This is a genomic window from Bacillus sp. FSL K6-6540, from assembly GCF_038007545.1.
On record NZ_JBBOXH010000001.1, the window covers coordinates 2602795 to 2626995 of the forward strand.

General features: G+C 50.6%; 27 protein-coding genes. 20 read left to right on the plus strand and 7 right to left on the minus strand.

Annotation, left to right across the window (positions count from 1 at the left end):
• Positions 1 to 44 precede the first annotated feature (44 nt).
• The 20 genes from MHH82_RS11625 (at position 45) to MHH82_RS11720 (ending at position 17586) form a co-directional block, all read left to right on the plus strand.
• Positions 45 to 710: a redox-sensing transcriptional repressor Rex gene (locus MHH82_RS11625; RefSeq protein ID WP_009595150.1), complete on the plus strand. Its 666-nt coding sequence runs from the start codon at positions 45 to 47 to the stop codon at positions 708 to 710.
• Positions 685 to 1986 carry an amidohydrolase gene (locus tag MHH82_RS11630; RefSeq protein WP_009595105.1) on the plus strand — a complete coding sequence of 434 codons (1302 nt, stop codon included), beginning with the start codon at positions 685 to 687 and terminating at the stop codon, positions 1984 to 1986. The genes MHH82_RS11625 and MHH82_RS11630 overlap by 26 nt, the downstream gene beginning before the upstream one ends.
• Positions 1987 to 2017: 31 nt before the next feature.
• Positions 2018 to 2536: a cell wall elongation regulator TseB-like domain-containing protein gene (locus tag MHH82_RS11635; protein WP_009595138.1), complete on the plus strand. Its 519-nt coding sequence runs from the start codon at positions 2018 to 2020 to the stop codon at positions 2534 to 2536.
• Positions 2537 to 2794: 258 nt separating this feature from the next.
• Positions 2795 to 3328: a hypothetical protein gene (locus MHH82_RS11640; RefSeq protein WP_009595224.1), complete on the plus strand. Its 534-nt coding sequence runs from the start codon at positions 2795 to 2797 to the stop codon at positions 3326 to 3328.
• On the plus strand, positions 3321 to 4823 hold the full coding sequence (locus MHH82_RS11645) for an AAA family ATPase (protein ID WP_015734565.1): 1503 nt from the start codon (positions 3321 to 3323) through the stop codon (positions 4821 to 4823). The genes MHH82_RS11640 and MHH82_RS11645 overlap by 8 nt, the downstream gene beginning before the upstream one ends.
• A 134-nt stretch (positions 4824 to 4957) precedes the next feature.
• Complete coding sequence (locus MHH82_RS11650; RefSeq protein WP_036665598.1) at positions 4958 to 5830, plus strand: 3-hydroxyacyl-CoA dehydrogenase family protein; 873 nt, start codon at positions 4958 to 4960, stop codon at positions 5828 to 5830.
• Positions 5827 to 7035, plus strand: coding sequence for an acetate/propionate family kinase (locus tag MHH82_RS11655; RefSeq protein ID WP_015734567.1), 1209 nt, complete (start codon positions 5827 to 5829; stop codon positions 7033 to 7035). Before MHH82_RS11650 ends, MHH82_RS11655 begins: the two co-directional genes overlap by 4 nt.
• A 30-nt stretch (positions 7036 to 7065) precedes the next feature.
• Positions 7066 to 8361, plus strand: a complete 1296-nt coding sequence (gene asnS / locus MHH82_RS11660) for an asparagine--tRNA ligase (RefSeq protein WP_009595170.1) — start codon at positions 7066 to 7068, stop codon at positions 8359 to 8361.
• Positions 8362 to 8379: 18 nt separating this feature from the next.
• Entirely contained in the window at positions 8380 to 9126 is a 747-nt protein-coding gene (locus MHH82_RS11665; protein ID WP_340965741.1) for a DnaD domain-containing protein, read from the plus strand.
• A 219-nt stretch (positions 9127 to 9345) separates the two neighbouring features.
• Positions 9346 to 9960 carry an RNA polymerase sigma factor gene (locus tag MHH82_RS11670; RefSeq protein ID WP_145035572.1) on the plus strand — a complete coding sequence of 205 codons (615 nt, stop codon included), beginning with the start codon at positions 9346 to 9348 and terminating at the stop codon, positions 9958 to 9960.
• Positions 9924 to 10946 (plus strand): DUF4367 domain-containing protein, encoded by a 1023-nt coding sequence (locus MHH82_RS11675; RefSeq protein ID WP_145035574.1) that lies wholly within the window; start codon positions 9924 to 9926, stop codon positions 10944 to 10946. Before MHH82_RS11670 ends, MHH82_RS11675 begins: the two co-directional genes overlap by 37 nt.
• 88 nt (positions 10947 to 11034) lie before the next feature.
• Entirely contained in the window at positions 11035 to 11724 is a 690-nt protein-coding gene (locus MHH82_RS11680; protein WP_340965745.1) for an HAD family hydrolase, read from the plus strand.
• Positions 11725 to 11743: 19 nt separating this feature from the next.
• Positions 11744 to 12409, plus strand: a complete 666-nt coding sequence (locus MHH82_RS11685) for an HAD family hydrolase (protein WP_200868628.1) — start codon at positions 11744 to 11746, stop codon at positions 12407 to 12409.
• Between the two features lie 287 nt (positions 12410 to 12696).
• Positions 12697 to 12966 carry a CD3324 family protein gene (locus MHH82_RS11690; RefSeq protein ID WP_009595112.1) on the plus strand — a complete coding sequence of 90 codons (270 nt, stop codon included), beginning with the start codon at positions 12697 to 12699 and terminating at the stop codon, positions 12964 to 12966.
• 146 nt (positions 12967 to 13112) lie between these two features.
• Entirely contained in the window at positions 13113 to 14147 is a 1035-nt protein-coding gene (locus MHH82_RS11695; RefSeq protein WP_340965750.1) for a phosphotransferase enzyme family protein, read from the plus strand.
• Positions 14148 to 14210: 63 nt separating this feature from the next.
• Complete coding sequence (locus MHH82_RS11700) at positions 14211 to 15044, plus strand: CPBP family intramembrane glutamic endopeptidase (RefSeq protein ID WP_340965752.1); 834 nt, start codon at positions 14211 to 14213, stop codon at positions 15042 to 15044.
• A gap of 223 nt (positions 15045 to 15267) precedes the next feature.
• On the plus strand, positions 15268 to 15759 hold the full coding sequence (locus MHH82_RS11705) for an RNA polymerase sigma factor (RefSeq protein ID WP_015734576.1): 492 nt from the start codon (positions 15268 to 15270) through the stop codon (positions 15757 to 15759).
• Positions 15756 to 16214, plus strand: coding sequence for a hypothetical protein (locus MHH82_RS11710; protein ID WP_015734577.1), 459 nt, complete (start codon positions 15756 to 15758; stop codon positions 16212 to 16214). Before MHH82_RS11705 ends, MHH82_RS11710 begins: the two co-directional genes overlap by 4 nt.
• A 23-nt stretch (positions 16215 to 16237) precedes the next feature.
• Positions 16238 to 17353 carry a hypothetical protein gene (locus tag MHH82_RS11715; RefSeq protein WP_015734578.1) on the plus strand — a complete coding sequence of 372 codons (1116 nt, stop codon included), beginning with the start codon at positions 16238 to 16240 and terminating at the stop codon, positions 17351 to 17353.
• Positions 17354 to 17445: 92 nt separating this feature from the next.
• Positions 17446 to 17586, plus strand: a complete 141-nt coding sequence (locus tag MHH82_RS11720) for a hypothetical protein (RefSeq protein ID WP_009595238.1) — start codon at positions 17446 to 17448, stop codon at positions 17584 to 17586.
• A gap of 55 nt (positions 17587 to 17641) precedes the next feature.
• On the opposite strand, the gene MHH82_RS11725 is transcribed toward MHH82_RS11720, so the two are convergent.
• The 7 genes from MHH82_RS11725 to proB all read right to left on the minus strand — a co-directional run bounded on the left by MHH82_RS11725 (position 17642) and on the right by proB (position 23919).
• The gene (locus MHH82_RS11725; protein WP_015734579.1) at positions 17642 to 17935 is read right to left on the minus strand and encodes an SdpI family protein; all 294 of its coding nucleotides are present in this window, start codon (positions 17933 to 17935) and stop codon (positions 17642 to 17644) included.
• 124 nt (positions 17936 to 18059) lie between these two features.
• Positions 18060 to 18716, minus strand: a complete 657-nt coding sequence (locus tag MHH82_RS11730; RefSeq protein ID WP_015734580.1) for a methylthioribulose 1-phosphate dehydratase — start codon at positions 18714 to 18716, stop codon at positions 18060 to 18062.
• Positions 18717 to 19397, minus strand: a complete 681-nt coding sequence (locus tag MHH82_RS11735) for a 2-hydroxy-3-keto-5-methylthiopentenyl-1-phosphate phosphatase (RefSeq protein ID WP_015734581.1) — start codon at positions 19395 to 19397, stop codon at positions 18717 to 18719.
• Positions 19394 to 20608 carry a 2,3-diketo-5-methylthiopentyl-1-phosphate enolase gene (locus MHH82_RS11740; protein ID WP_009595157.1) on the minus strand — a complete coding sequence of 405 codons (1215 nt, stop codon included), beginning with the start codon at positions 20606 to 20608 and terminating at the stop codon, positions 19394 to 19396. Before MHH82_RS11740 ends, MHH82_RS11735 begins: the two co-directional genes overlap by 4 nt.
• Positions 20605 to 21474 carry a pyrroline-5-carboxylate reductase gene (gene proC / locus MHH82_RS11745; protein ID WP_015734583.1) on the minus strand — a complete coding sequence of 290 codons (870 nt, stop codon included), beginning with the start codon at positions 21472 to 21474 and terminating at the stop codon, positions 20605 to 20607. The genes MHH82_RS11740 and proC overlap by 4 nt, the downstream gene beginning before the upstream one ends.
• A 36-nt stretch (positions 21475 to 21510) precedes the next feature.
• Entirely contained in the window at positions 21511 to 22758 is a 1248-nt protein-coding gene (locus MHH82_RS11750; RefSeq protein WP_340965757.1) for a glutamate-5-semialdehyde dehydrogenase, read from the minus strand.
• A 57-nt stretch (positions 22759 to 22815) separates the two neighbouring features.
• Complete coding sequence (gene proB / locus MHH82_RS11755; protein ID WP_340969909.1) at positions 22816 to 23919, minus strand: glutamate 5-kinase; 1104 nt, start codon at positions 23917 to 23919, stop codon at positions 22816 to 22818.
• Positions 23920 to 24201 lie beyond the last annotated feature (282 nt).

The following is a 24201-nucleotide window of genomic DNA, read 5'->3' on the forward strand; positions in this document are numbered from 1 at the left end:
CAAAAAAAGATGTGGTTATTAACCTATTATTAGGGGGAGCATGCATGAAATCGGAAAAAATTTCGGAAGCCGTGGTCCGCAGATTACCTGTATACTTGCGCTATTTGAATGAGCTTCAGAAGAGGGAGGTTTCCACGGTTTCCTCCCAGGAATTGGGACAGAAGCTGGACCTCAATCCTGCTCAAATTCGTAAGGACCTGGCGTATTTCGGTGATTTTGGACGGAAAGGGATCGGATATGATGTTTCTTATCTGATCGAGAAGATTCGCCAGATTCTGAAGCTGGACCAGAAGATCAATGTCGCATTGGTCGGGGCCGGTAATCTTGGACATGCATTATCGAATTACAATGCATTCCTGAAGGATAATATGAAGATTGTGGCGATTTTCGATTCGTATTCTCCCAAAGTTGGTATGAAAATTAACAATTTGGTCGTACAGCCGATGGAAGAGCTGGAGAAGACGGTTCATGAGCACGGCATTCGAATCGGGATTATTACCGTTCCGGATTTCGAAGCGCAGAACGTAGCGAATCAGCTTATCGCCTCAGGGATCGAGGCGATTCTGAACTTTGCGCCAACCATCCTGAAAGCCCCAGCCCATATCCGGATTCATACGGCTGATTTTACAACGGATTTGCAAAGTTTGGCCTATTATTTGGATAACGGCAAGGAGGATGCAGCACATGACAACAACGAAGTGGATGGTTAAGAACGGAACGTTTGCAGTACTGGAGGAAGACCGATCCGTGCTGCGCGGATATATGGTGGTCGAGAACGACCGGATCACGTACCTGGGCGAAGAGGAGCCCGTCGTGGAAGAGGGAACAGAGATTATCGACGGAACCCATCTGTTCTTCCTGCCTGGATTGGTGAACACGCATGGACATGCCGCCATGTCGCTTCTCCGTGGTTATGGGGACGATCTGGCGCTGCAGGTATGGCTTCAGGAAAAAATGTGGCCGATGGAAGCCAAATTCACGTCAGACGACGTATATTGGGGCACATCGCTCTCCGTGCTGGAGATGATCAAGGGCGGAACCACGACGTTTGTGGATATGTATGACCATATGGATCAGGTCGCGAAGGTTGTCCAGGACTCGGGAATGCGCGGCGTCCTGACGCGCGGCGTAATCGGTTTATGCCCGCCCGAGGTACAGCAGCAGAAGCTGGATGAGGCGGTGGCATTCGCGAAGGATTGGCATGGCAAGGCTGACGGCAGAATTACGACGATGATCTCGCCGCACGCGCCTTATACCTGCCCGCCGGATTTCATCGAAAAATTCGTTCAGGCATCCCATGACTTGAACCTGCCTTTGCATACCCATATGTCCGAAACGGAAACGGAAGTGGCTCAGAATGTTAAGGACTACGGGCTTCGCCCCGTTGCCCATTTGGAGAAGCTGGGAATGTTCTCCCGTCCTACGCTCCTTGCGCATGCCGTTCATCTGACCGATGAAGAAATCGAAGTCTTGGCCAAGCATCAAGTAGCCGTATCGCATAATCCCGGAAGCAATTTGAAGCTTGCCAGCGGAGTCGCCCGCGTACCTGCGCTGCTCAAAGCCGGCGTAACGGTGTCGCTCGGAACCGACGGACCTGCTAGCAACAATAACCTGGATATGTTCGAAGAGATGCGGCTGGCTGCCCTGATCCATAAAGGAGTAAGCGGGGATCCGACGGCCATTCCGGCCTCCGAAGCGCTTCGAATGGGTACGGAGTACGGAGCCAAGTCCGCTTTCCTTGAGGATATCGGTACGCTCGAGGTAGGGATGAAAGCCGATATGATCGCATTGAATACGGATCAGGCGCATTTCCTTCCGCGGACCGACTATATTTCTCACGCGATCTACTCTGCCAGCGCGAAGGATGTAGAGCATGTATGGGTTGACGGCAAGCAGGTGGTGAAGAATGGCGCGAGCCTTACTCTCGACGAGGAACGCATCCGCCGGGAAGCGCAGCGTGCATTTGAGCGTCTTACAACCCTCTAGGGAATAATCAAGGGGAGCGAGGAAGACGGATTTGAAGAAAAAAACGAAGTGGATACTGCTGAGCGTGTCCGGCGTCCTGCTACTATTGCTTGGCCTACAGCTCTATTATTCCTATGTTATGAAAGATACGTGGAATGAAGAAAGAATGGCGATCCTTGCAGCGAAACAGCATGGCCAATTGGTCTCGTCCGACAAGACCTATAAATCGGTATGGGGCGAGGACAATAACTATTGGGTGGTCAGCGGGAAAGATAAGGACAATCAAGACCGCATGGTCTGGGTGAAGTTTACGGACGATAACGTTCCTGTTGAAGGGGCAGATGCCGTTCAGTCCGTGTTATTGAATACGGGCATGTCAGAGGCCGTGATGCGGGACCAGATCCGTAACGAAATGCCGGGTGCGGTCATCAAGCGATTGCTGCCGGGAATGTATGAAGGCGAGTATGCCTGGCAGCTGCAATATGAAAACAATGGTCAGCGCGGTTACAGATTCTATCGTTTTCAAGACGGAAACGCCATCGGAAATGATATTATTCTTCCTAATCAATAAGAAAACAAATGAAAAGGCGTCCCCTTAAAGGGATGCCTCTTTGGCATATAAATATGTAAGCGCATACAGAAATAAATTGGTAAAACTGTTCTAAATATTTTCACAGACAAGCATGAAAAAGTATATAAGATGTGATATACTCGTACTTGTACGAATTGAGCAGATCAATTACATGCGTCACTATATATCGTTGTTATATGTATTATTGTGCTGCAATTGCTATACAAAATTTCATATCGAAATTGAAGGAGGAACTACATGAAACTGCGCATTGTACCTATCATGCTGACTGTCGTGATCTCAGCATCGGTCCTCTTTGGCGGTTGGTTTCTGTATCGGCAGATGGCTTTGCAGAATCCGCTCGCAACTGTTGTGTCACAATACGATGGCGTGAAAAGTTCTCATATAGATATTAAACAGGATACCGTGACTTTGAATCTTGATTTGGCTCCGGATGCGAATTTACAAGGTTTGGTTCAGCATATTAAGCAGGAAGGCAAGTCCGTGATCGGCAAGCGGGAATTGAGAATCCAGGTAGAGGATCATTCCTCCGAAGCATTGGATCAATGGTGGGAGCAAGCGATGCTGTCGGTTGCCGAAGCGATGGACAATAAGCAGTATACCGATATTCAATCATCGCTCGAGCAGTTGGCTGCCCAGTCGCCGAATTTGAAAGCAAAAGCAACGATCGATGACACCAATGTCTATGTCAGCTTGTCGGACGGCAAGTCTGGTAAATTTATAATCTTGCCGCGTCAACCTGGCAAAATGGAGGTGTGGAATCATGCCTAAATTAGCTAAAGAAATCATGTTAGGCTTCATTCCGGTTTTGTTGGTATTCCTTGTGTTTGTCGGCGTGAACATCGTGCCTCTCTTAATAGCTGCAGGACTCGTAGGCGGCTTGCTGTTTATAGCCAAGATGAAGGGCGGCATCGCGGTTGGTGCCGGAAATGAGCGAAAGCGGAAGAAGAGCGGGCCGGCCAAGCTGACGTTCGAGGAAATCGGCGGGCAGGATAACGCTAAGCAGGAGCTGCGGGAAGCATTGGATTTTCTGATTCGTCACGAAGACATCAAGAAATTCGGCATACGTCCATTGAAGGGGATTCTTCTCACAGGGCCTCCGGGAACAGGGAAGACCTTGATGGCCAAGGCCGCTGCCCATTATACCGATTCTATATTTGTCGCTGCTTCCGGCAGTGAATTCGTGGAGATGTATGTCGGCGTCGGTGCAGGGCGTATCCGGGATTTGTTCAAGGATGCCCGCAACCGCGCGGCCAAAGAAAACAAGCAAAATGCCATCATCTTCATCGATGAGATCGACGTCATCGGCGGTAAACGCGAAGGCGGCCAACAGCGAGAGTACGACCAGACGCTGAATCAGCTGCTGACCGAAATGGACGGCATCTATTCGCAGGACACGCCTCGCATTCTGGTGATCGCCGCAACGAACCGTAAAGAAATGCTGGACAGCGCGCTGCTGCGTCCAGGACGATTCGACCGCCATATTCAAGTGGATCTGCCTGATAAGAAGGGCCGGACGCATATCTTGAACCTGCATGCGGGCAATAAGCCGCTGCATCAAGATGTCGACCTGGAGAAAATAGCAGAGGAAGCCTACGGCTTCTCGGGTGCACAGCTGGAGAGCGTCATGAACGAAGCCGCCATCTATACGATGCGCGAGAACGAACAATTTATCCATCAGCGTCATCTGTCCATGGCGATTGACAAGGTCATGATGGGCGAGCGTTCCGATCGTGAATCGAATTTGGAGGAGAAAAAGCGTGTTGCCATCCACGAATTGGGACATGCTATCATGGCAGAGCTGGTGCGCCCAGGCAGCGTGAAGCAAGTCGCGCTCAGCCCGCGCGGCAAGGCGCTTGGTTATGTTCGCCATAATCCGCAGCAGGAACAGTATTTGTACACAAAAACCTTCCTGGAAGAGCAGATTATGATCGCTCTTGGCGGCGCGGCCGCCGAAGAGATCTATTACGGGGGCCGAAGCACGGGCTCCAGCAATGACTTCGAGCAATCGCTGAACATCGTGGAGACGATGATGAAGTCGGGTCTGACGTCGCTGGGTATCGTTAACATGAACATGGTTACTACCGAAGAGCTGATGAAAGAGAACAATGTGATATTGGAAGAGCTGATGAATCGCACCAAAACTCTTTTGGAGCAGAAACGGCCAATATTCGACAATTCTCTTGACATCCTGTTGAAGGAAGAAATTCTCTCGGGAGAACAATTTCGTTGTCAATTTCGTGAAAACGCGCTTTTACCAGCATAAATTGTTATGCTGGTTATTTTTTTTTACTTTTTTGTCGTGCTAAGATATTATTATACTTTGTGCTCTAAAATGTATTTTTCGACAAATGGGGTACAATTAAAGTATAGAGATAAGGAAAGGGTGGAGTAGAAACCATGTACTTCAAAAAAATCGGCGTTGTAGGCGGCGGGACCATGGGGCAGGGCATTGCGGAGATGCTGGCAGCCAAGGGCCTTGACGTACTGCTCGTAGAGAAAACTCCAGAGAAACTGGACTATTCATACCGAATGATCGAGACCAGTCTAGATAAACAACTGGAGAAATGGGGAATTACCCAGGCAGAGAAGAAACTGATCCTGAACCGGATTCAAAAAGTAACTCATTTTGCGGAGCTTAGCACCTGCGATATGGTAATTGAGACGATCATAGAGGACTTGGATGCAAAGAAAGAAGTATTTACACAGCTGGATCAAGTTTGTCCAAGCCACGTAATATTAGCAAGTAATACATCCACGCTTAGTTTGACGGAGCTCGCCAGCTCCACCAAATATCCTGAGCGTGTTATTGGCATGCACTTCATACATCCCGTTTCCAAGGTCGACCTCGTTGAAATCATTCGCGGCCTGAAGACTTCAGATCATACGTTTAACGAAACCAAACGCTTTGTAGAGGAAGTTTCGGATAAAAAGGGCATCATGGTCTATGAATCTCCAGGTTTCGTCACCACCCGCATGATCACGCTCATGATCAACGAAGCGATGCATCTCCTGCAAGAAGGCGTAGCCTCCGCGGAAGATATCGACGACGCCATGAGAATCGGATATAACTTCCAGCACGGACCGCTGGAGATGGCCGACCGTTTCGGCCTGGATTCCATTCTCGCCGCGCTGGAGCGCATGTTCCGCGAGTACGGCGAACTGAAATACCGTCCATCGATTGTCTTGAAGAAATTGGTTCGCGCAGGACAACTGGGCGTTAAAACCGGAGAAGGCTTTTTCAAGTACGACAAGGATGGTGACCGGGTATGAATATTCTCGTAATTAATGCAGGCAGTTCTTCGCTGAAGTATCAACTGTACGATATGACGGATGAATCCGTGCTGGCAAAAGGATTGGTTGAACGGATCGGCATGGATTCCTCGATTCTGACGCATAAGCCGACAGGAAAACAGGACGTAACCGAAGTCAGCGAAATTCTGGAGCATACTACCGCGATCCGCAAAGTGCTTGGCATGCTGACAAACGAGGAGCACGGCGTGATCGATTCCATCGAAAGCATTCAGGCCGTAGGGCATCGCGTGGTGCATGGCGGGGAATCTTTTAAAGAGTCCGCTCTCGTAGACAGTGACGCCAAAGCGGAAATCCGCCGCTTGTTCGATCTGGCTCCGCTTCACAATCCGGCCTCGATGATGGGGATCAAAGCCGCAGAAACCAATATGCCTGGCGTTCCGCAGGTCGTTGTGTTTGATACGGCGTTCCATCAGACCATGCCAGAGAAATCGTACCTGTACGCTATTCCGAGAGTACTTTATAATAAGTATAAAGTACGTCGTTACGGTGCGCACGGTACTTCCCATGCCTATGTCAGCCAGGCAGCGGCAGAATTCCTGAACCGTCCGCTGGAGGATCTGAAGATCATTACCTGCCATATCGGCAACGGGGCTTCCCTCACAGCGGTAAAAGGCGGCAAGTCCATCGATACCTCCATGGGCATGACGCCGCTGGAAGGGCTCATGATGGGTACGCGCAGCGGTGATTTGGATCCTGCGATCGTGCCGTTTGTCATGAACAAGGAAGAGCTGACCGTCAACGAAGTGAACTCCATGCTGAACAAGCACAGCGGCTTGCTGGCGATTTCCGGAATCAGCAGCGATATGCGCGAGATCACGGAAGGCATGGAAAAAGGCGATCCGAACTCCACATTAGCTTTTGAAATGTACGAGTATCGTGTCCGTAAATACATCGGTTCTTATGCTGCCGCCATGAATGGCGTGGATGTCATCGTATTTACGGCGGGCGTCGGCGAGAATTCGATCGTTCTTCGTCAAAGAGTGCTTGAGCAGCTTACCTATCTCGGAGTAGAATTGGATGAGGAGCTGAACAGCATTCGATCCGGCGAGCCGCGCCGTATTTCCGCGGCGAACTCGAAGGTTGAGGTACTCGTGATCCCTACCAATGAAGAATTGGTTATTGCTCGGGATACGCATCGTATCGTTCAAGCTTCCAACCGTTAAATAGTAGTGATATAAGGGAGAGATTTATGCATGGCCACCAAAAGTGTGATTCGTAACGTCAACCAGCATGTCGGCGAGACCGTCACGATCGGCGCCTGGATCAACAACAAGCGTTCCAGCGGGAAGATTCAATTCCTGCAGCTTCGCGACGGCTCCGGCTATATCCAGGGCGTTGTAGTGAAGAGCGAAGTATCCGAACAGGTATGGGAAGACGCGAAAAGCCTGACACAAGAAAGCTCTTTGTATGTGACGGGTGTTATACGTGAAGAGCCGCGGAGCCAATCGGGTTATGAGATGACGGTTACCGGCATTGAAATTATACATCTTACGGAAAACTATCCGATTACGCCTAAAGAGCACGGTGTCGATTATTTGATGGACCATCGTCATCTGTGGCTTCGTACGCAGAAACAACGTGCGATTATGGTGATCCGTGCAGAAATTATCCGTGCCGTTCAAGAGTACTTTGATACCAACGGATTTACGCTGGTGGATCCGCCGATTTTGACCCCGACTTCTGCGGAAGGCACAACCAATCTGTTTCACACGAAATATTTTGATGAGGATGCCTATTTGACCCAGAGCGGACAGCTGTACATGGAAGCTGCTGCCATGGCACTCGGCAAGGTATACTCCTTCGGGCCGACATTCCGCGCCGAGAAGTCCAAAACCCGCCGTCACCTCATCGAGTTCTGGATGATTGAGCCTGAGATGGCCTTCACGGACCATGAGGAGAGCCTTCAGGTGCAGGAGCAGTTCATCAGCCATGTGGTGCAATCCGTCGTTAAAAATTGCCGTCAGGAGCTTGAAACGATCGGTCGCGACATATCGAAGCTGGAGGCGATTCAAGCGCCGTTCCCGCGGATTACGTACGATGAGGCGATTGAATTCCTGCACACGCAGGATTTTGATATTCCTTGGGGCGAGGATTTCGGCGCGCCGCACGAAACGGCCATTGCCGAGAAGTATGACAAGCCGGTCTTCATTACCCATTATCCGGCGGGCATCAAGGCGTTCTACATGAAGCCGGATCCGAATCGTCCGGAGGTCGTGCTGTGCGCGGATATGATCGCGCCGGAAGGTTACGGCGAGATTATCGGAGGATCGCAGCGGATTGACGATCCACAGCTGCTCGAAGAGCGCTTCAAGGAGCATGACCTATCGATGGAAACTTATCAATGGTATATGGATTTGCGTAAATACGGCACCGTGCCTCATTCCGGATTCGGCTTAGGCCTTGAGCGTACCGTTGCGTGGATTTGCGGCTTGGATCATGTTCGTGAAACGATTCCGTTCCCACGGACCCTGTACCGGATGTACCCGTAAGCCGTGAGAGGTGAGTCCATGGATCACGGCAACGCGGATACCGGCATGAACGGTTGGACGGCCGGCGCCGCTGCCGGCATGAGCCAAGGGATGGCGATCATTCCTTATGCCCTGCTCCGGCATTACCGGTCACTTGGTTTAAGCGATCGCGAAGCGATGCTGGTCATCCATTTGATCGGGTATCAGCAGGTGGAGTTTAAGACGTTTCCTTCGCTGGAGGAGCTTGCGGAGGTAACGGGCTCTCCTGCCGCCTTCATCGCTGCAAGCCTGCAGCGCCTAATGAAGGTAGGACTGATCGGCATTGATGAATATGTCGACGAGGGCCAGGGAATTCATTATGAGCGGTACAATCTGAACGGATTGTATGAGAAGCTTGCTGCGTGCCTGGCCCAAGAGGGCAGGGACAAAAGCCCTGAAGCAGCCAAGTTTGCTTCGCCTCTGTTGAATGCCCGACCAGCTTCCGGCAAAACAGCTGCATCGGAGAAACCCGCTCCGGAGAAGGAAGAACGGAATCTGTTCACCATTTTCGAAAAGGAATTCGGACGTCCGCTATCGCCGATGGAGCTGGAGACAATCTCTGGCTGGGTCGACGCGGACCGCTACCCGGACGAGTTGATCCTGTTAGCGCTAAAAGAGGCGGTATTTGCGGGCAAACTGCATTTCCGCTACATTGACCGGATCCTGCTCGAATGGAGCCGCAACCGGGTGCGTACCGTACAGGATGCCAAAGCCTATACGCAGAAATTCAGAAATATCGGAAGATAGCTCAGAAGCACGTCCATAAAGGACGTGCTTTTTTTGTATGTGATGGATGGAAAAATTCCGTTTCCAAGCGATCTGACTCATGATGGAAAATGCGGTCTTATACGAATAAAACTTGCAAAATACAGAAACTAGCTGTCCCTTTTTTCCGCTGTCATGTGTTATAAATCATGAAGGCATCTTCAGTGGAAGATTTGCTGATGAGAGGGGGGAGTAACGAAAGTGAGCATTCAACCGACGAAGCCAGAGATGAAGGAATTGGACATCGAGGTAACCATAGAACGGGTGTTAAACGGGGATCGGCAAGCTTTTGTACATATCGTTGAAGCATTTCAACAGCAGATTTTCATGTATTGCTGGAGACTGCTGAACCAGCGGCAGGATGCGGAGGATGCCGTACAGGAAATCATGGTGAAGGCTTACCAGAAACTCGAGACGTATAAGCCAGAGACCTCATTTTCTGCTTGGCTGTATAAGATGGCTTATCACCATTGTCTGAATATGCTGCGAAGGAAACGGTACTTTCAGAATATTGCTCCTAAACTGAGGGCGGATAAGGAGCATGTCGAAAGCGCAGAGCAGGAAGCTCAGAATTATATCATCAGCGAGCAGATGGAACGCGCTCTTCGCAGGCTGTCTCCCGATGAGAGGAACTTGCTTATTCTCCGGATATTTGAAGAAAAGAGCTTTGAGGAAATCGGACAAATTCTAGATAAAACCAAGGAAACGGTCAAAAAACGCTACAGCCGACTGATCCAAAAATTAAAAAAGTGGATGCATAATCGAGAGGAGGAGCCGCTATGGAATTTCAACGAGATGACGTGGAAGAAAAGCTGAGGGTGCATCACACCAAAAGCCGTTATGTCATTGATGTCAGGGATGCGGTAATGGAACGGATTGCTTCCCTTCCTGCCAAAAAACGCAAGCCGAGTTTGTACCGAAGACCGCTCGTGATGGCCGCCTCACTGCTGCTGGTGACTTCGCTGTCCGTCACGGTTTATGCGGCAGCTGAACTGGTACAGATCCGCAGCAAAGAGGGAAAAGTGGTGCTGGAGACCAAACCGGAGCCCGAGGACTTTAAGGAATTACAAGCAAAGCAGGACCGATTGTATTCGCTCGATACCACTTCCCGAAGTTCAGCCTTTCGCTCGGCCCTTCCCGGCCAAGCCATCGCTTATTATATCCATAACCAAGAGATCAATGAGTTGAAGAGAGAGATTCATGGAAAGGAAACATTGCTCGAATTCCACGCAGGCTCGTTACATTTGGGAGATCTTGGCGTATTTCGAGAGGAAGCCGGCAAGCGCGGAATGCCTGACATCCATATTCCCTCCCGGATATTAAATGAGTATTCGTTTCATGAAGGAACCCTTACCTTTATCCCCGATCTTTCCGATTTGTTTCAGGAGGGAGAACCGACGAAAGCTTATTACGATATTCAAAATGAGTTGATTCGGAAGGCGGAAGAATCGACGGGAAGCAAAAGTGTTTTCGTTAAGGAGATAAAACCGCCCAGCGCGGGCTCGATTTCGCTATCCTACGTAAAAGGCAGCGACATGGAAACCTCGATCAGCGTAATAGCAACCAAGCGAAGCGCCATGAACTCCAAGCAGGAGATTCATTATGCCGATAAGGACCATGTCGAAAAGGTTCTGGCAGGTGGACACGAGATGATATACGTTCGATACGCAGACGCCTATTTTAATCAGGGCCTGGCTTGGGTGGATGAGGCTCAAGATCTTTATTACCATATCGCATTGAACAGCAAAGCGAAGCTAACAAAAGAGAACATGATAGAAATCGCAGAGCGCTTTATTAACTAACGACCGTTTCAGATCCTCATTAGCAGGAGAACCTTTCCGGATTAGCGAATGCATATAGTTGCAGCATCGGCCGGAGGGGGAGATGGAGATGAGATACAAGGCCATTATTTTTGATCTGGACAACACGTTGCTAGACTACAGTCAGAGCGAAAAGAAGTGCATGCAGCAGGCGCTGGAGTTATACCGTCTGCATGAGGATTTGACGTGGGATGAGTTCTGGGGGACATTCGGACCGATCAATTTTAATTACTGGATGAACCGAATTCAGCATAATCACGACATTAGGCAGGTGTTGGAGCACTCCTTCACGGACACGTTCCTTGGATTGAAGCGGGATTTTAACCAGTGTCGGGAGATTTCGGAAACATACTGGGGGTTATTTTGCAGTTCCCCCCATTTGGAACCGCATGCCGATCTTATACTGGAGCACCTGCACGGCAATTTTGCGCTCGGCGCGATCTCCAACGGCATTGGTGAAGCACAGCGCAAACGTCTTGCGGCAGGAGGCTTGTTTCATTATTTTGATTCCTTCATCATTTCGGATGAAGTAAAGTACTGGAAGCCGGATCCGCATATCTTTGAGCTTGCTTTGCAGGAATTAGCGGTTGACTCAAGCGAGGTGCTGTACATAGGGGATTCGCTTACGGATGATTATGAAGGAGCAGCGAATGCAGGAATTGACTTTTGTTATTATAATCGCCGGGGCGCCCCTTTAAGCGACCGTCATCGGCCTGCTTATACGATCAAGGATCTTATGGAGCTTAAGGATCTGACTTAGGAATCATGAAAGAAGGAGAATGATCGAATTGAAATACAAGCATATTCTATTTGATTTGGACGGAACCCTGACCGATCCGCGCGAAGGCATCACGAAAGCTGTGAGGCACGCACTCGGTCAGCAAGGGATTATCGTCAACGATCTTTCCGAGCTGGAATGTTTTATCGGTCCCCCGCTCCAGGAGACCTTCACCGAAAAGTACCATTTCAACGAGGCCGAGGCTTGGGAAGCAATTCTCAGCTATCGTGAATATTTCAAGGACACCGGCCTGTATGAAAATGAAGTATATGTCGGCATTCGCGATGTATTGGATTTACTGTTATCGCAAGGGCGACAGTTGTATGTCGCTACCTCCAAGCCTGCGGTTTTTGCGGAAACGATACTTGAGCATTTCCAGCTGTCCGCTTATTTTACCATGGTGTGCGGAAGCGAACTGGACGGCACCCGGTCCGCCAAAACCGAAATCATTCAGCATGTTCTGGATACCTGCCGTATTGATGCTTCGGAAGCCGTCATGATCGGAGATCGGATGCATGATTTAATAGGAGCACGGAATTGCGGGATACACAGCATGGCTGCAGGTTACGGCTATGGTTCGGAGGAAGAGCTGACGGTATGCCAGCCGACCTATTTCTTCAAAACGGTGGAGGAGATGCTCCGGTCGTTTGCAAGCTTAGCGGTTTAAGGATCTCCTGCCGATGAGACGGAGGCTTCGATTTTTCGCCTAACATCGGTTATAATGGTCATAACCAGTCGGAATGTCATAATTTGTGAAGGGAGGGGCATGATCATGATCATGATGGGAAGATTGACGATGAGCTCTATGCAAAGTCTATATGATGAACAACGGCGGTTGTTTGCATGGAGCGATGAGAAAGTTACCGCCTGATTACCTCGCGTAGAGAGGGCCGTTTATCTATTGGACTTTGCATCCTTAAAACCTTTATTTTAATTTTAAGGAGCAGAGCTACCATGAAATATATAAACGCGGATATTATACTTCCCGAGGAATTGCTGAAGGAAGTACAAAAATATGTACAGGGCGGGATGGTATACATCCCGAAACCCGAAGGATTGCGCAAGAAATGGGGAGAAAACTCGGGCAGCCGGGTGTATTTGAAAAAAAGAAACCTGGAAATCCGGCAGCTGTTTGCTTCAGGCGCCACGATTGACCAGCTTTCTTCTCAGTATTGTTTATCCTGCGATTCCATCAAAAAAATCGTGTATACCAAAAACAAGTAAATGCAAGTCACATTGGAACTGATTCTGATGTGGCTTTTTTCTTGTGTTTAAAAGTCATTTTAAACTAATCGTTATATACGAAATGCAGCCGCTGAGCAATTATAATCATTCAAGAACGTTCAAATCCATAGAGCAGAGGTGAGTTCATGAATGAGTTTTTTCAATTTGAAACAGAAGAACAAAGATGTGCGCTGCTCGAAAGAGCCAAAAGGGTTGCGGTATCGGCACTTCAGCAATATAACCTGAGATGGGTTGAGATTGAATTTATCGGTATTTCGGACACGATTACATATCAAGTTAGGACGAACATAGATGAAACCTGCTTGTTAAGAATTCATTCGGATCGGCGGTGCAGCAATGAAATCGACCTGGAGCTTCAATTTCTGGATGCCCTTATTACCGCAGGTATCAAAGTGCCGACAGGTATAACCACTCCAAGTGGGTTAAGATGGTTGACAATCGATACAGATCATGGATTCAGAGCACCTCTTGTTACCGTCATGAAATGGGTGGATGGTGTGCATGCGCATGAAAGACTTACAGAAGACCAGGCTTATCAGGTAGGTGTCTTGATTGCCCAACTGCATGAAGCGGCACTTGGCTTCGAAAGACCTTCTGATTGCCGGGGGCCGGTATGGGGGATAAACACTTATAGAGAAGCGCTCGCCAAGTTGGAACGATATGCGGGGACTTTTTTGTCGGAAGCCTCATTTATACTATACCAACTCGCAGCTGAAAAGGTTATATCCCAGCTTGATCATATGAACGCTGACGATTTCAACTACGGTCTCATTCATGCCGATTTGCATTTGGGGAATCTGGTATTTGAAGGGGGATTTCCTCATCCGATTGATTTCGGTAGATGTGGCTATGGTTATTTTCTTTACGATTTGGCAGCGGTAATGTTGTCACTCGTTCCGAACCAACGTTTAAAAGTGCTTCAAGGATATGAAAGCGTGCGGAAGTTGGGCTCGAATTATATTCAGTCTCTGGAATGCTTTTTCATCATGATCATGATGGAGAATTATAGTCACCATGCCTCCAATCCAAGAGAGACAGAAAGTCTGAAGAGTGAGCAAATCTATGCGCTAGCCTATATCCATGAATATTTGCGCGGACGCCCGTTTCTGCTGAATGTGGTAGAGCCCATAGAAATAGACGATGCACCAATCTCTAGTTGATCCAGTCATGATAGAAGGGTATCATGTTATCATCATACGCGTTACAGAATGGGAGAGAAAAGCTTGCAAGTAACGAACCACCCAGGTGAATTTAATACCTGCTTGATCATCATGATCGCCACCATCGTATGGGTTCAATGGTCATCATTCCTTCTATCCGTGGCGTGGGGAATCGGACTGATCCTGATAATATATACTATGTTCAAGCTTAGAAGCGTACGCAAGATATCGATTCAGATAAATGACACGGCCATCGTGGCGCTTATCATGGCGATAGGTTATATGCTCTATCATTCTTCTGGTGAAATCATTAAAAATGGATTAGCGGGGCACGATGCCTGGGCGATCATCCTATCGAGGTTAAGTCTGATATTATTTGTATTACCCTTTGCACTGGCGGCCATTTTAACGAAGGAAAAACCGTTATACCTTGCCACAGGTTCATGGGGAAAAACGATTCATTTTCCATGGATATTCAAGGACCCGCTCAAGGATCCGATCTGGCGTTTCATGCTTATTTTCCTGGTTAACGTCTGTGCCATATTTTCATTTTTTATTGACTGGGGACAGCCGCAATTTCTCGATCTTATCGGTTATGCACTATCATTTGCGCTGATCAATGCCGTCCTTGAGGAGCTGTTGTGGCGGGGATACATACTTAGTCATTTTGTAAGTGGGTTTGGGGAGCTGAAAGGGCTTGTCATCGCCGGAGCTACCTTTGGTTTATACCATTACCACCTAGGTTTTTCATGGCCCGTTTGCCTGTTGTTTTCCATCTTTGGTATCATGATGGGGGGCGTAGCCATTCGTTCGAAAGGATTGGCTCCCGTCATGGTCATGCATTTTGTGATGAACGTTCTATTCGTCCTTAGCGGTATGATTCTGCAACCTTCCTAAGGGCGTCGATAGACGTTCTTTTTTTGTTTTGGCCGGTACGGGCAAACTAGGGGGCAAGTGTGTTTGTCCTTGTTTTTAGATTGATCCAAAATTTTTTTGAAAAAGTGCAGGGGCAGCTCATAAAGCTGACGTCTATGTATTTGGGAAGGAGGGGAGAGTTATTGATGCAGAAACGTTAATCGCGCGCATCCTGCAAGGTGAGCAAGAAGCCTTTCGGGAACTGGTGAACCAATACAGCCAGCACGTGTTCCATACGGCATATTCGGTCCTGCGGGATGCCAAGGAAGCGGAGGATGCGTCGCAGGAAGTGTTCATACAAGTATACAAAGCTCTCCCCCAGTACAGATCTGAAGGTTTTAAGACCTGGATTACCCGCATCGCCTTGAACAAAGCGATTGACATGAAGAGGAAGCTTTCCCGTAAACCGCCGGAGCAGCTGCCCGGCGAACATGCAGAAGTGCTGGATAAACTCCCTTCCCGGGACGAGGATGTGGTTTCTCTGCTCATACATAAGGAGAGAAGAGAGGAACTTCGAGAGAAAATTGAAGCATTGCCGGACAATCACCGCGTCATTATTACGGCTTTTTATTTGGAAGAGAAAAACTACGAACAAATCGCAGCCGAGCTGAATGTCACGGTCAAGACGGTTGAGTCGAAATTATACCGGGCCAGACAATGGATTCGGAAATCGTGGAAGGAGGAGGAGTGGAAATGAACGCCAAGGATCACGAGCTCAAGCTGCTGACCGAACGTTATGTTAGAGGGGAAGGCTCGCCCGAAGAACGAACTTCTTATGAAGAGCTCATGCTATCGGATGACGGCGTGCTGGAGATCTATATGCAGGTTCTGTCGGAGCTTGATGCCGAACTTCCCGGTATGGCAGATCCTGAAGCATTTGCCGAGCAGGTGGTGGAACATGAACAGATTAAGCCTTACACCCCGAAAGCACCGCTGCGGATTCAGGAGCGGCCCAAGCGCTGGTACGAACGCGCCATCGTCCATTATGCCATAGCGGCGTCCATTACGATGCTGTTCCTCTTCACCGGGGCATTCGACCGGCTGCTTCCCAGTGAGATTAGCGGTCAGGTCCCTTTATCCGATACGCCTTCCTATAGTGAGCAATGGGTGGAAAAAACAACGGGCTGGCTGGACCGGCTATTATCCAGATAAGAAAAATGAAAGGAAGATGCTTAGTGCAACCGCAACGAAGTAAAGGTTTTGCCTTTATACTCAATATCCTTCCGGGTCTCGGCCATTATTACTGGGGGAGGAAGGGACGGGCGCTGTTATATCCGCTGCTGTTCTTCGGAAGCCTGTTTGGCGGGATTTTGCTTGGAATCATGTCGGCTTCCGACGCATTATTTGCGCTGGGACTTCTCGGTGCTTTAATGATCTGGGGGATCAGCATGCTCGATCTGCTCATTGCGTTGATCCGTTATACCCCCGTCACGATTATTCATGATGAATTCGGGCGGCCGATGGAGATTCGCCAAGACAAGAGCGATGAGTCCGAGCGCTTTTATACCATCCTGCTGTCCTTCATTCCCGGCCTTGGCCATTTTCAACTGGGCTTGATGCAGCGTGGGCTGTCATTCTTGATCGCCTTTTTCGGACTTGGAACGATTCTGGTGTTCCTGACGGGGTTGACTCATGAATCGGTGTTCCTGCTGTTTTTGGGCATGCTGCCGATCATATGGCTTTATTGCATGTTTGACGTGGTACAGCTGGTTCACCGCAAGCAAGCCGGGGACCTGCTCATAGACCGCACGCTGTTTGATGAGCTGGAGAGCGGCCGGGAGAGCGGACGCCGCAGCAAAGTGTTTGCCACCTTGCTATCGGCGTTTCCCGGAGCGGGTCAAATGTATTTGGGTTTGCAAAAACGCGGACTGCAACTCATGGTTCTATTTCTTGGCAGCATCTATGTACTGGATGTGCTTAAACTCTCGGTATTTCTGTTTTTGATCCCGTTGATCTGGTTTTATGCCTTTTTCGATGGTTTGCAGCAAGTCAGCCGCTACGGCCGGGAGCCGCTCCGGGATCGGCCGATCATCTCGGGCCTTGGGAATCAGCAGCGCTGGCTCGGGCTTGGCCTGCTCATTCTTGGCATCTATTTCGTATTTACGAGCGTTGTGATGCCTTATATTGAAACGCTGTTTCCGGATTTGCACCTGGATTACCGGATTCGAACCTACATGAAAACCGTGATCGTAGCGGTGCTTCTCATCGGAGGAGGAATCAAGCTGATGACAGGCTCGAAGAAGGATTCACGGAGTGGAATTCGTCCATTTTATGATTCCGACAACGATTAAATAATCCGATCATCACCTGGAAGATTTCCAACCGATGATCAAGCGTGCGCAAATCAACCAGTAATGATGAACGAGACATGGGGGGAGATATTGTGGCCAAGAATCTGTATTATTTGTTGTATATTGCTCTGTTTGTTGGGACTTGCTTGTTTGTCGTCAATGCCTACTCTTCGCCGGATCCGGTACCGTCGCCTTCGATCTCTTTATCGGAGCAGGATCAGAATCGGCTATGATTCACCTAGCGTTTAGCGTTCCAAAGAAAAAACCTGTAAAACGATTGTGATCGTTTTACAGGTTTTTTAGCTTTCGTTCAACGAGAATATAAATCAGGATAAAAACGATGACGGTCGAAATCACGGTCGTCATGAAGTGGCCGGTAAGCCTGGCGATCAGCAGCAGGATGACTCCGAAAATCATCAGCAGCAAGCTGACGTAGGCATTGGCAACTTTAAAATTCCGTTCATTTTTGAGTGAAGACGTCGTTTTGTAAGCATAAAAACTTGTGGAGCTTTTAGGCGGAATCAAAAAGAGGACCAACCCGTACAAAATAAACACGACGCCGATGGCTAAGCTTTCAAGCACCCTACACACTCCTCTGGAAGGATAAGCCGGATGCACCCCGAACCGAAGCGGTCGGATTTCAGGGTGCCAGGACCTGTCACGCGGGATATCCGGCTGATTAAGCTCAATCCCCGCAAGGCTAAAATTACTTGGAACCGGCTGCATTCATAAGCAAACGGCGGTAGGAGTATTCGAATATAAACTCAAAAGCCTCCAGATGTTTTTTGGCTTCGAACGCATTTTTGCCCCAGGCATAGATGCCGTGGTTACGCAGCAAAATGCCGGGTACCGCCGGATCGAGCGCGTCGGGAACGAGCTCTGCAATCCGCGGAATGTCCGCATAGTTCGGCAGGATCGGAATGCGGATCGCCGCGTCCTCTTCCCAAATGTTAAAGGCTTTGATCAGCTCGATTCCTTGGGCAGGCACGTAACCTTGTTCACCATACCAATCGCTGATCAGGTTGTTGTCGATGGTGTGCACATGGAAAATGGCGCCGCAGCCGGTTTTCCGGTAGATTTCACAGTGGATTAAAGTTTCCGCGCTGGGCTTTAAGCCGGTTGCTTCGCAAGGGACACCGTTCTGGTCCACAAAGAGATAATCCTCCGGCGTATGTACGGATTTGTCTTTTCCGCTGGCCGTGACGGCAAAATAAAACTGCTCCGGATGGAATTCGCCAACACGGACGGAAAGATTGCCGCTGGTGCCCGGGAACCAGTTTCTGGATGCAAACAGTTCCTTGATTCCTCTAAGTTCCTGCAGCGCAGCCTGCTTCTGTTCGAGCTGGATATCTGAAAATGCCACTTACAGCACCTCCTGCGTAAACTTGTCTTTCATGTCGTTCTGGATATCGGTAAATGTCTCGAATGGTACATGAAACACGCCAAGCTTCTTGCACTGCTCGGTAAGCGTGGAGCGGGAATAGACCAAGTCGGCCTGCTTGGCGCCTTCAAAATCGGTAAGGCTGTCACCGATGAGAATCCGGTAATATCGGTCGGCTGGAAAACGGTCCATCACCGTAACCTTGCACATGCCGCAGTCGTTATGGCAGGATTCCTTGCAAGGATGCGGCCAGGTAATCTCAATGCGATCCCCTTCGAAATCGGCACCGTTGCAGAAGATATGGTCCGCCGGTATGCCAAAGGGCTTCAGCAGAGGATCGACAAAGAAATCGATGCCGCCGCTTGTGACATAGAACTCGATCTGCTCGGATTTCAAATAGTCAAGGAACGCTGCGAAGCCTTCCCGGATCCCGGCATGGCTCAGCACATACTCGGTAATTTCTTCTTTCATAGAGGAAGGGAAGAGGGCGAACATGCGGCCAACGCCTTCCCGAATTGAAATGGTGCGGTCAACCGTATCCTGCATGATCGGCTCGAAGCCTTCCGGTTTGAAGTGTTTCATGATGGCAACGATGTTATCGTTGTTCGTGATAGTTCCGTCGAAATCGCAAAAAATAATCGGCTGTTTTGCTCCTGATGTCATGCTTCTCCTCCCCAGATGTCCAGTGCGGCTTTCAGTTCTTCGTGCTCTTCGGCATAGTGGGCAAGCGGCACGGATTTCATCGTTGCCTCAATCGCCTGTACAAAGGCTTTGCCGCCCGCTTCGGTTCCCATCGGATGACCGTGGATCCCGCCGCCTGCGTTAACGACCACATCGGTGCCGAAATCCCGGATGATGCGCGGAACGAGTCCCGGATGAATTCCCGCGGACGGTACCGGCATGCTTCGCTTCACGCCAAGTTTAGCGCTATGCAGCTCGTCGCGAATGGCGAGATTCTCTTCCCTCGGCATCGTGACGGAGCCGTAAGGAGAAGGGAAGAGCACCAGATCGGCTCCGGCGATCCGCATCAGCTGGCCGAGCAGCACAGGTGCCGCAATCCCATAGTGCGGAGAAGGATAGATGGCGCCGGCAAGCGCTGGGTGAGCCGCGATGGGTACCGTAATCTCCGGATCGCTGCTCAGCTCGTGCAGGACGTCATACCCGTAGGACAGCACATTGAAGAGCAGGGCATTGGCGCCTGCATCGATCGCTCGCAATGCTTGCTCGCGCAGCTGCGATGTACGGCCGGTCAAATTGGCCGCGTACAGCAGTTTTTTGCCCGTCTGCTGTTCGACGTCCGCAGCGGCCTGAATGCACATGCTGACCCGTTTTTCAATCGGGGTGAGGTCGTTCTCGAACAGGATTTCGTCATCCTTGATCAGATCCACGCCGCCGAGCGCCTGGCGGATAAATTGGGCTCTAAGCTCGTCCGCATTCAGTCCGATCACCGATTTGAAGATGCTCATGAGCAGCGGGCGGTCATGGACGCCGAGAAGGCCTCTGATTCCGTCAATGCCATGCTTCGGTCCGGGAAATGCACTCAGGAAGTCAGGAGACAGATCCAGGGACGTCAGTTTGATGCGCCCGTCCATGGAAATTTTGCCGAACACGGTCACCAACAGGGCAGGAATATCCCGGCTAAAATTGATGTCCGGATAAGCGATGCTGACATCCGCATAACGGCTGCCCGGCTCCCAGCCCTCGTGAACCTGAATGTCAACGACCTCGCCAAGATGTTTCTGCATGGCTTCGCGTTTGGCCTGCGGCAGCTCGGTCCAGCTGCCAACCGTCATGCCAACGGCGATGGAGGTCGCTTTCTTACGGAAATCCGCCTGGTCGTCATAAATTCGGTACGTTGCAATACAGCGGCTCATGAGATCTGCTCCTTCAGCATCGCGCCCATTTCTTTGGAGCGCTCAGCGCAGCGGTTTACGGCGGCAATGACCGTTTCGAAGAAATCGCCTTTGTCGAGCGTTTCCAGGGCAGCTTGCGTCGATCCGTTCGGCGATGTAATCTTCGCGCGCAGCGACGATGGCTGTTCCCCGGTCTGCTGGACCATGCGGGCGGCACCCAGAATCGTTTGAAGCGTCAGCTCGCGGCTTTGCTCCGGCGTCAGGCCGCCGCGGATTCCCGCTGCGGTCATGGCCTCCATCATGTAATAGAAGTAAGCCGGGCCGCTGCCGGATATCCCGGTCAGGATGTCCATCTTCTCTTCTTCGATGACCGTTACGTGGCCGACTGCCTCGAACAAAGTCAGCACGAGCTGACGCTGTTCTTCGCTGATTTCCTTCGAGAACGCAATGCCCGTGGAACCAAGCCCGATCGAAGCGGATGTATTCGGCATCGTTCTTGCAATGGGCTGCTGGTTTCCTAGCAGCGTCTGCGTCGTATAAATCGAAAGTCCGGCGATCACGGAGATGATCAATTGGTCGCTGGAGAGCTTGGGTCCCAGTTCTTTCAGCGCTTTGGCGGCATCCTTCGGTTTCATGGCCAGCACGATCACCGGCGAGGTTTTCAAAATTTCGATTTTGGCGGCCTCATCGTTGTTGATCTGGACGCCGTACCGTTCGCTCAGTTCCAGAAGGCGCTGGGCGTTGCTACGGTTCAGCATCGTAATATTCTCGGGAAGCACGACAGAACGGCTCACTAATCCTCGTACGATCGCTTCGGCCATCGAGCCTGCGCCGTAGAAGGTGATTGCTTTATCTATTAAAGGTCGGTTCTGCGGGGATTGGCACATCGTTTTGTTCCTCCTTCATGGCTTGGGATGAATGATTTATTCGCGTATTTGACCACTACCGATAATAACATATTTGGAGGAAGTAAGCGCGGGTAACCCCATAGGTCCCCGGGCATGCAGCTTCTGGGTGCTGATCCCGATTTCGGCGCCGAAGCCGAATTCAAAGCCGTCGGTAAAGCGGGTCGAAGCGTTATGATAGACAGCCGCTGCGTCTACTTCCTGCAGGAAACGCTCCGCATGATCCTCGTTCTCCGTTACGATGCATTCGGAATGCTTCGTGCCATATACCGAAATGTGCTCGATGGCCTCATCCAGGCGGTCCACGATTTTAATGTTCAAAATATAGTCGTTATACTCTGTCGAGTAATCCTCGGACGTTGCGACGGCAGCCCAAGGGATATATTCCAGGGTTCGCTGGCATCCGCGCAGCTCGACATTACGCACACGGAAAGCTTCGGCCAGCGAAGTCAGGTGCGATTTGGCATACTCCGCATGAACGAGCAGGGTTTCCATGGAATTGCAGACCGAAGGGCGCTGCACCTTGGCATTGATGCTGATGGCAGCGGCCATGTCCGGCTGTGCCGATGCGTCCAGGTACGTATGGCAAATGCCCGCCCCGGTTTCGATGACCGGCACGGTGGCATTCATCACGACGTTCTGGATCAGGGAGCTGCCGCCGCGCGGGATGATGACATCCAGCAGTCCGTTCAGTTTCAGCATTTCATCCACGGAGGAGCGGTTCGGGTCCTCGATAAGCTGAAGCGCTTCTTTAGGTAGCGCAGTGCGTTCCATAGCTTCGTGAAGCACTTCGATGATTTTGCGGTTGGAGGAGAGGGCGGATGATCCGCCCCGCAGGACGACCGCATTGCCCGTCTTCAAGCACAGCCCGGTGGCATCGACCGTCACATTGGGACGTGCTTCATATATGATGCCGATCACGCCCAGGGGAACGCGTTTCTTCACGATGTTCAGTCCGTTCGGACGATCGATCGTTTCCAAGGTGTCACCGATCGGGTCCGGTAGCTCCACGATTTGGCGCAACCCTTCGGCAATGCCCTCGATTCTGGCTTCGTTCAGTGCCAGCCGATCCAGCAGGGAAGCAGAGGTGCCAAGCTCCTTCCCGCGCCGAAGATCCTCTGCGTTGGCTTCCATGATATCTGCCGTCCGTTGGATCAGGGCGTCGGCCATGATCAGCAGCGCCTGATTTTTCTCCTCCGTGCTCAGTCTGCCAAGACGAAATGCAGCCTGCTTGGCGAGCTGAGCTTTATTGCGTACCTCACTCATGATGATTCCTCCTTCGTATAGGTGATAAAAAGATTTAACTTCGGGATGCGATACGGACTATTTTAACGTAATCCATTCATCGCGGTGAATAACCTCGAGCCGATGGATCTCGCCGATAATACCGATGACTTGGCTGCTCGGCAATCCGAGCACGGCCTGCAGCTGGTCCTCGTCGTAATTGACGATGCCTCTGCCGAGCCTTACGTTGTCCATATTGACGACTTCCACCACATCGCCTGCATGGAAACTGCCTTCGATCCGTTTAACGCCAACGGGAAGGAGGCTGTGACCTCCGTGGATCAGCGCCTTCTCGGCACCGGGATCGACTACGATCCGACCCAGCGGCGAGGACATAAAGCCGAGCCATTGCTTTTTCACAGGCAGGGCCGACAGGTGAGTGGCAAAATACGTACCTTTGCCGCTGTGCTCCAATGCTTTCACCAGATCGCCGGGCTCGTTGGCTTTACCGATGAATACGGGAACGCCGCCGCGGGTGGCGATTTTGGCGGCATCGATTTTCGAGCGCATGCCGCCGGTTCCGACGCTGGAGCCGGCCCCTCCCGCCATGCTGTAAATTTCATCGGTAATGTCATGAATTTCCTCGTATTTTATGGCATCCGGCGACTTGCGCGGATCGGCCGTGTATAAGCCGTCCGTATCGGTCAGGATGATTAATTGCTGAGCGCGGACCAGGTTGGCGACTAGTGCGGATAACGTATCGTTATCGCCGAATTTCAGCTCGTCAATCGAAACCGTGTCGTTCTCGTTAATGATGGGGATGACGCCTTGCTTCAAAAGCTCCGTAATCGTCATGCTGGCGTTGTTCATGCGTTTGCGGTTCGCAAAGTCCATTCTCGTCAACAGAATCTGGGCCGCTTTCAGTTGATGGGAGGCCAGCGCATTCTGGTAAGCCCGCATGAGCAGCGCTTGGCCCAATGCAGCGGATGCTTGCTTCTCATGGAGCAGCTTGGGCCTCGTCTCGTACCCGATCTCCCTAAACCCTGCTGCGACGGCTCCGGAGGTCACGAGGAGAACTTCATGGCTGGCCTCGCGGAGCCCGGCAAGTTCCCCGGCAAAAAACGCGACCGAATCCAGATTAAGTCCGCCTTCGTCTGTCGTTAGGGAGCTGCTTCCAATCTTTACGACGATGCGCGAGAGCATCGTGATCACTTCCTTGTATTTATGATGGTAGGAATGGCTGTTACGAATCCATTTCCCTGAAAACAAAAAAACTTTCGTCCTGTATGAGAAAGGACGAAAGTTGGACTTCCGCGGTACCACCTTTATTGATGAGCGCAGCTCATCCGGCTTTGGCCCTGTAACAGAAGGCGCTGTCCTGGCAAGCCAGGCCGCTCGGGGGTAGGATTCGGAAAGGGGTCACGGCAAATTCTTTCAGCCCATGGAATTTGCTCTCTGATCATCGTGCCGCATGCTTTCGTACTG

Coding starts and splice junctions, on each gene's coding strand:
- MHH82_RS11625 (WP_009595150.1), top strand. CDS start 45: ATGAAATCGGAAAAAATTTCGGAAGCCGTGGTCCGCAGATTACCTGTA.
- MHH82_RS11675 (WP_145035574.1), top strand. CDS start 9,924: ATGGAATTTCAACGAGATGACGTGGAAGAAAAGCTGAGGGTGCATCAC.
- MHH82_RS11685 (WP_200868628.1), top strand. CDS start 11,744: ATGATCGAATTGAAATACAAGCATATTCTATTTGATTTGGACGGAACC.
- MHH82_RS11665 (WP_340965741.1), top strand. CDS start 8,380: ATGGATCACGGCAACGCGGATACCGGCATGAACGGTTGGACGGCCGGC.
- MHH82_RS11710 (WP_015734577.1), top strand. CDS start 15,756: ATGAACGCCAAGGATCACGAGCTCAAGCTGCTGACCGAACGTTATGTT.
- MHH82_RS11750 (WP_340965757.1), bottom strand. CDS start 22,758: ATGAGTGAGGTACGCAATAAAGCTCAGCTCGCCAAGCAGGCTGCATTT.
- MHH82_RS11735 (WP_015734581.1), bottom strand. CDS start 19,397: ATGACATCAGGAGCAAAACAGCCGATTATTTTTTGCGATTTCGACGGA.
- MHH82_RS11630 (WP_009595105.1), top strand. CDS start 685: ATGACAACAACGAAGTGGATGGTTAAGAACGGAACGTTTGCAGTACTG.
- proC (WP_015734583.1), bottom strand. CDS start 21,474: ATGTGCCAATCCCCGCAGAACCGACCTTTAATAGATAAAGCAATCACC.
- MHH82_RS11690 (WP_009595112.1), top strand. CDS start 12,697: ATGAAATATATAAACGCGGATATTATACTTCCCGAGGAATTGCTGAAG.
- MHH82_RS11680 (WP_340965745.1), top strand. CDS start 11,035: ATGAGATACAAGGCCATTATTTTTGATCTGGACAACACGTTGCTAGAC.
- proB (WP_340969909.1), bottom strand. CDS start 23,919: ATGCTCTCGCGCATCGTCGTAAAGATTGGAAGCAGCTCCCTAACGACA.
- MHH82_RS11695 (WP_340965750.1), top strand. CDS start 13,113: ATGAATGAGTTTTTTCAATTTGAAACAGAAGAACAAAGATGTGCGCTG.
- MHH82_RS11650 (WP_036665598.1), top strand. CDS start 4,958: ATGTACTTCAAAAAAATCGGCGTTGTAGGCGGCGGGACCATGGGGCAG.
- asnS (WP_009595170.1), top strand. CDS start 7,066: ATGGCCACCAAAAGTGTGATTCGTAACGTCAACCAGCATGTCGGCGAG.
- MHH82_RS11740 (WP_009595157.1), bottom strand. CDS start 20,608: ATGAGCCGCTGTATTGCAACGTACCGAATTTATGACGACCAGGCGGAT.
- MHH82_RS11655 (WP_015734567.1), top strand. CDS start 5,827: ATGAATATTCTCGTAATTAATGCAGGCAGTTCTTCGCTGAAGTATCAA.
- MHH82_RS11645 (WP_015734565.1), top strand. CDS start 3,321: ATGCCTAAATTAGCTAAAGAAATCATGTTAGGCTTCATTCCGGTTTTG.
- MHH82_RS11640 (WP_009595224.1), top strand. CDS start 2,795: ATGAAACTGCGCATTGTACCTATCATGCTGACTGTCGTGATCTCAGCA.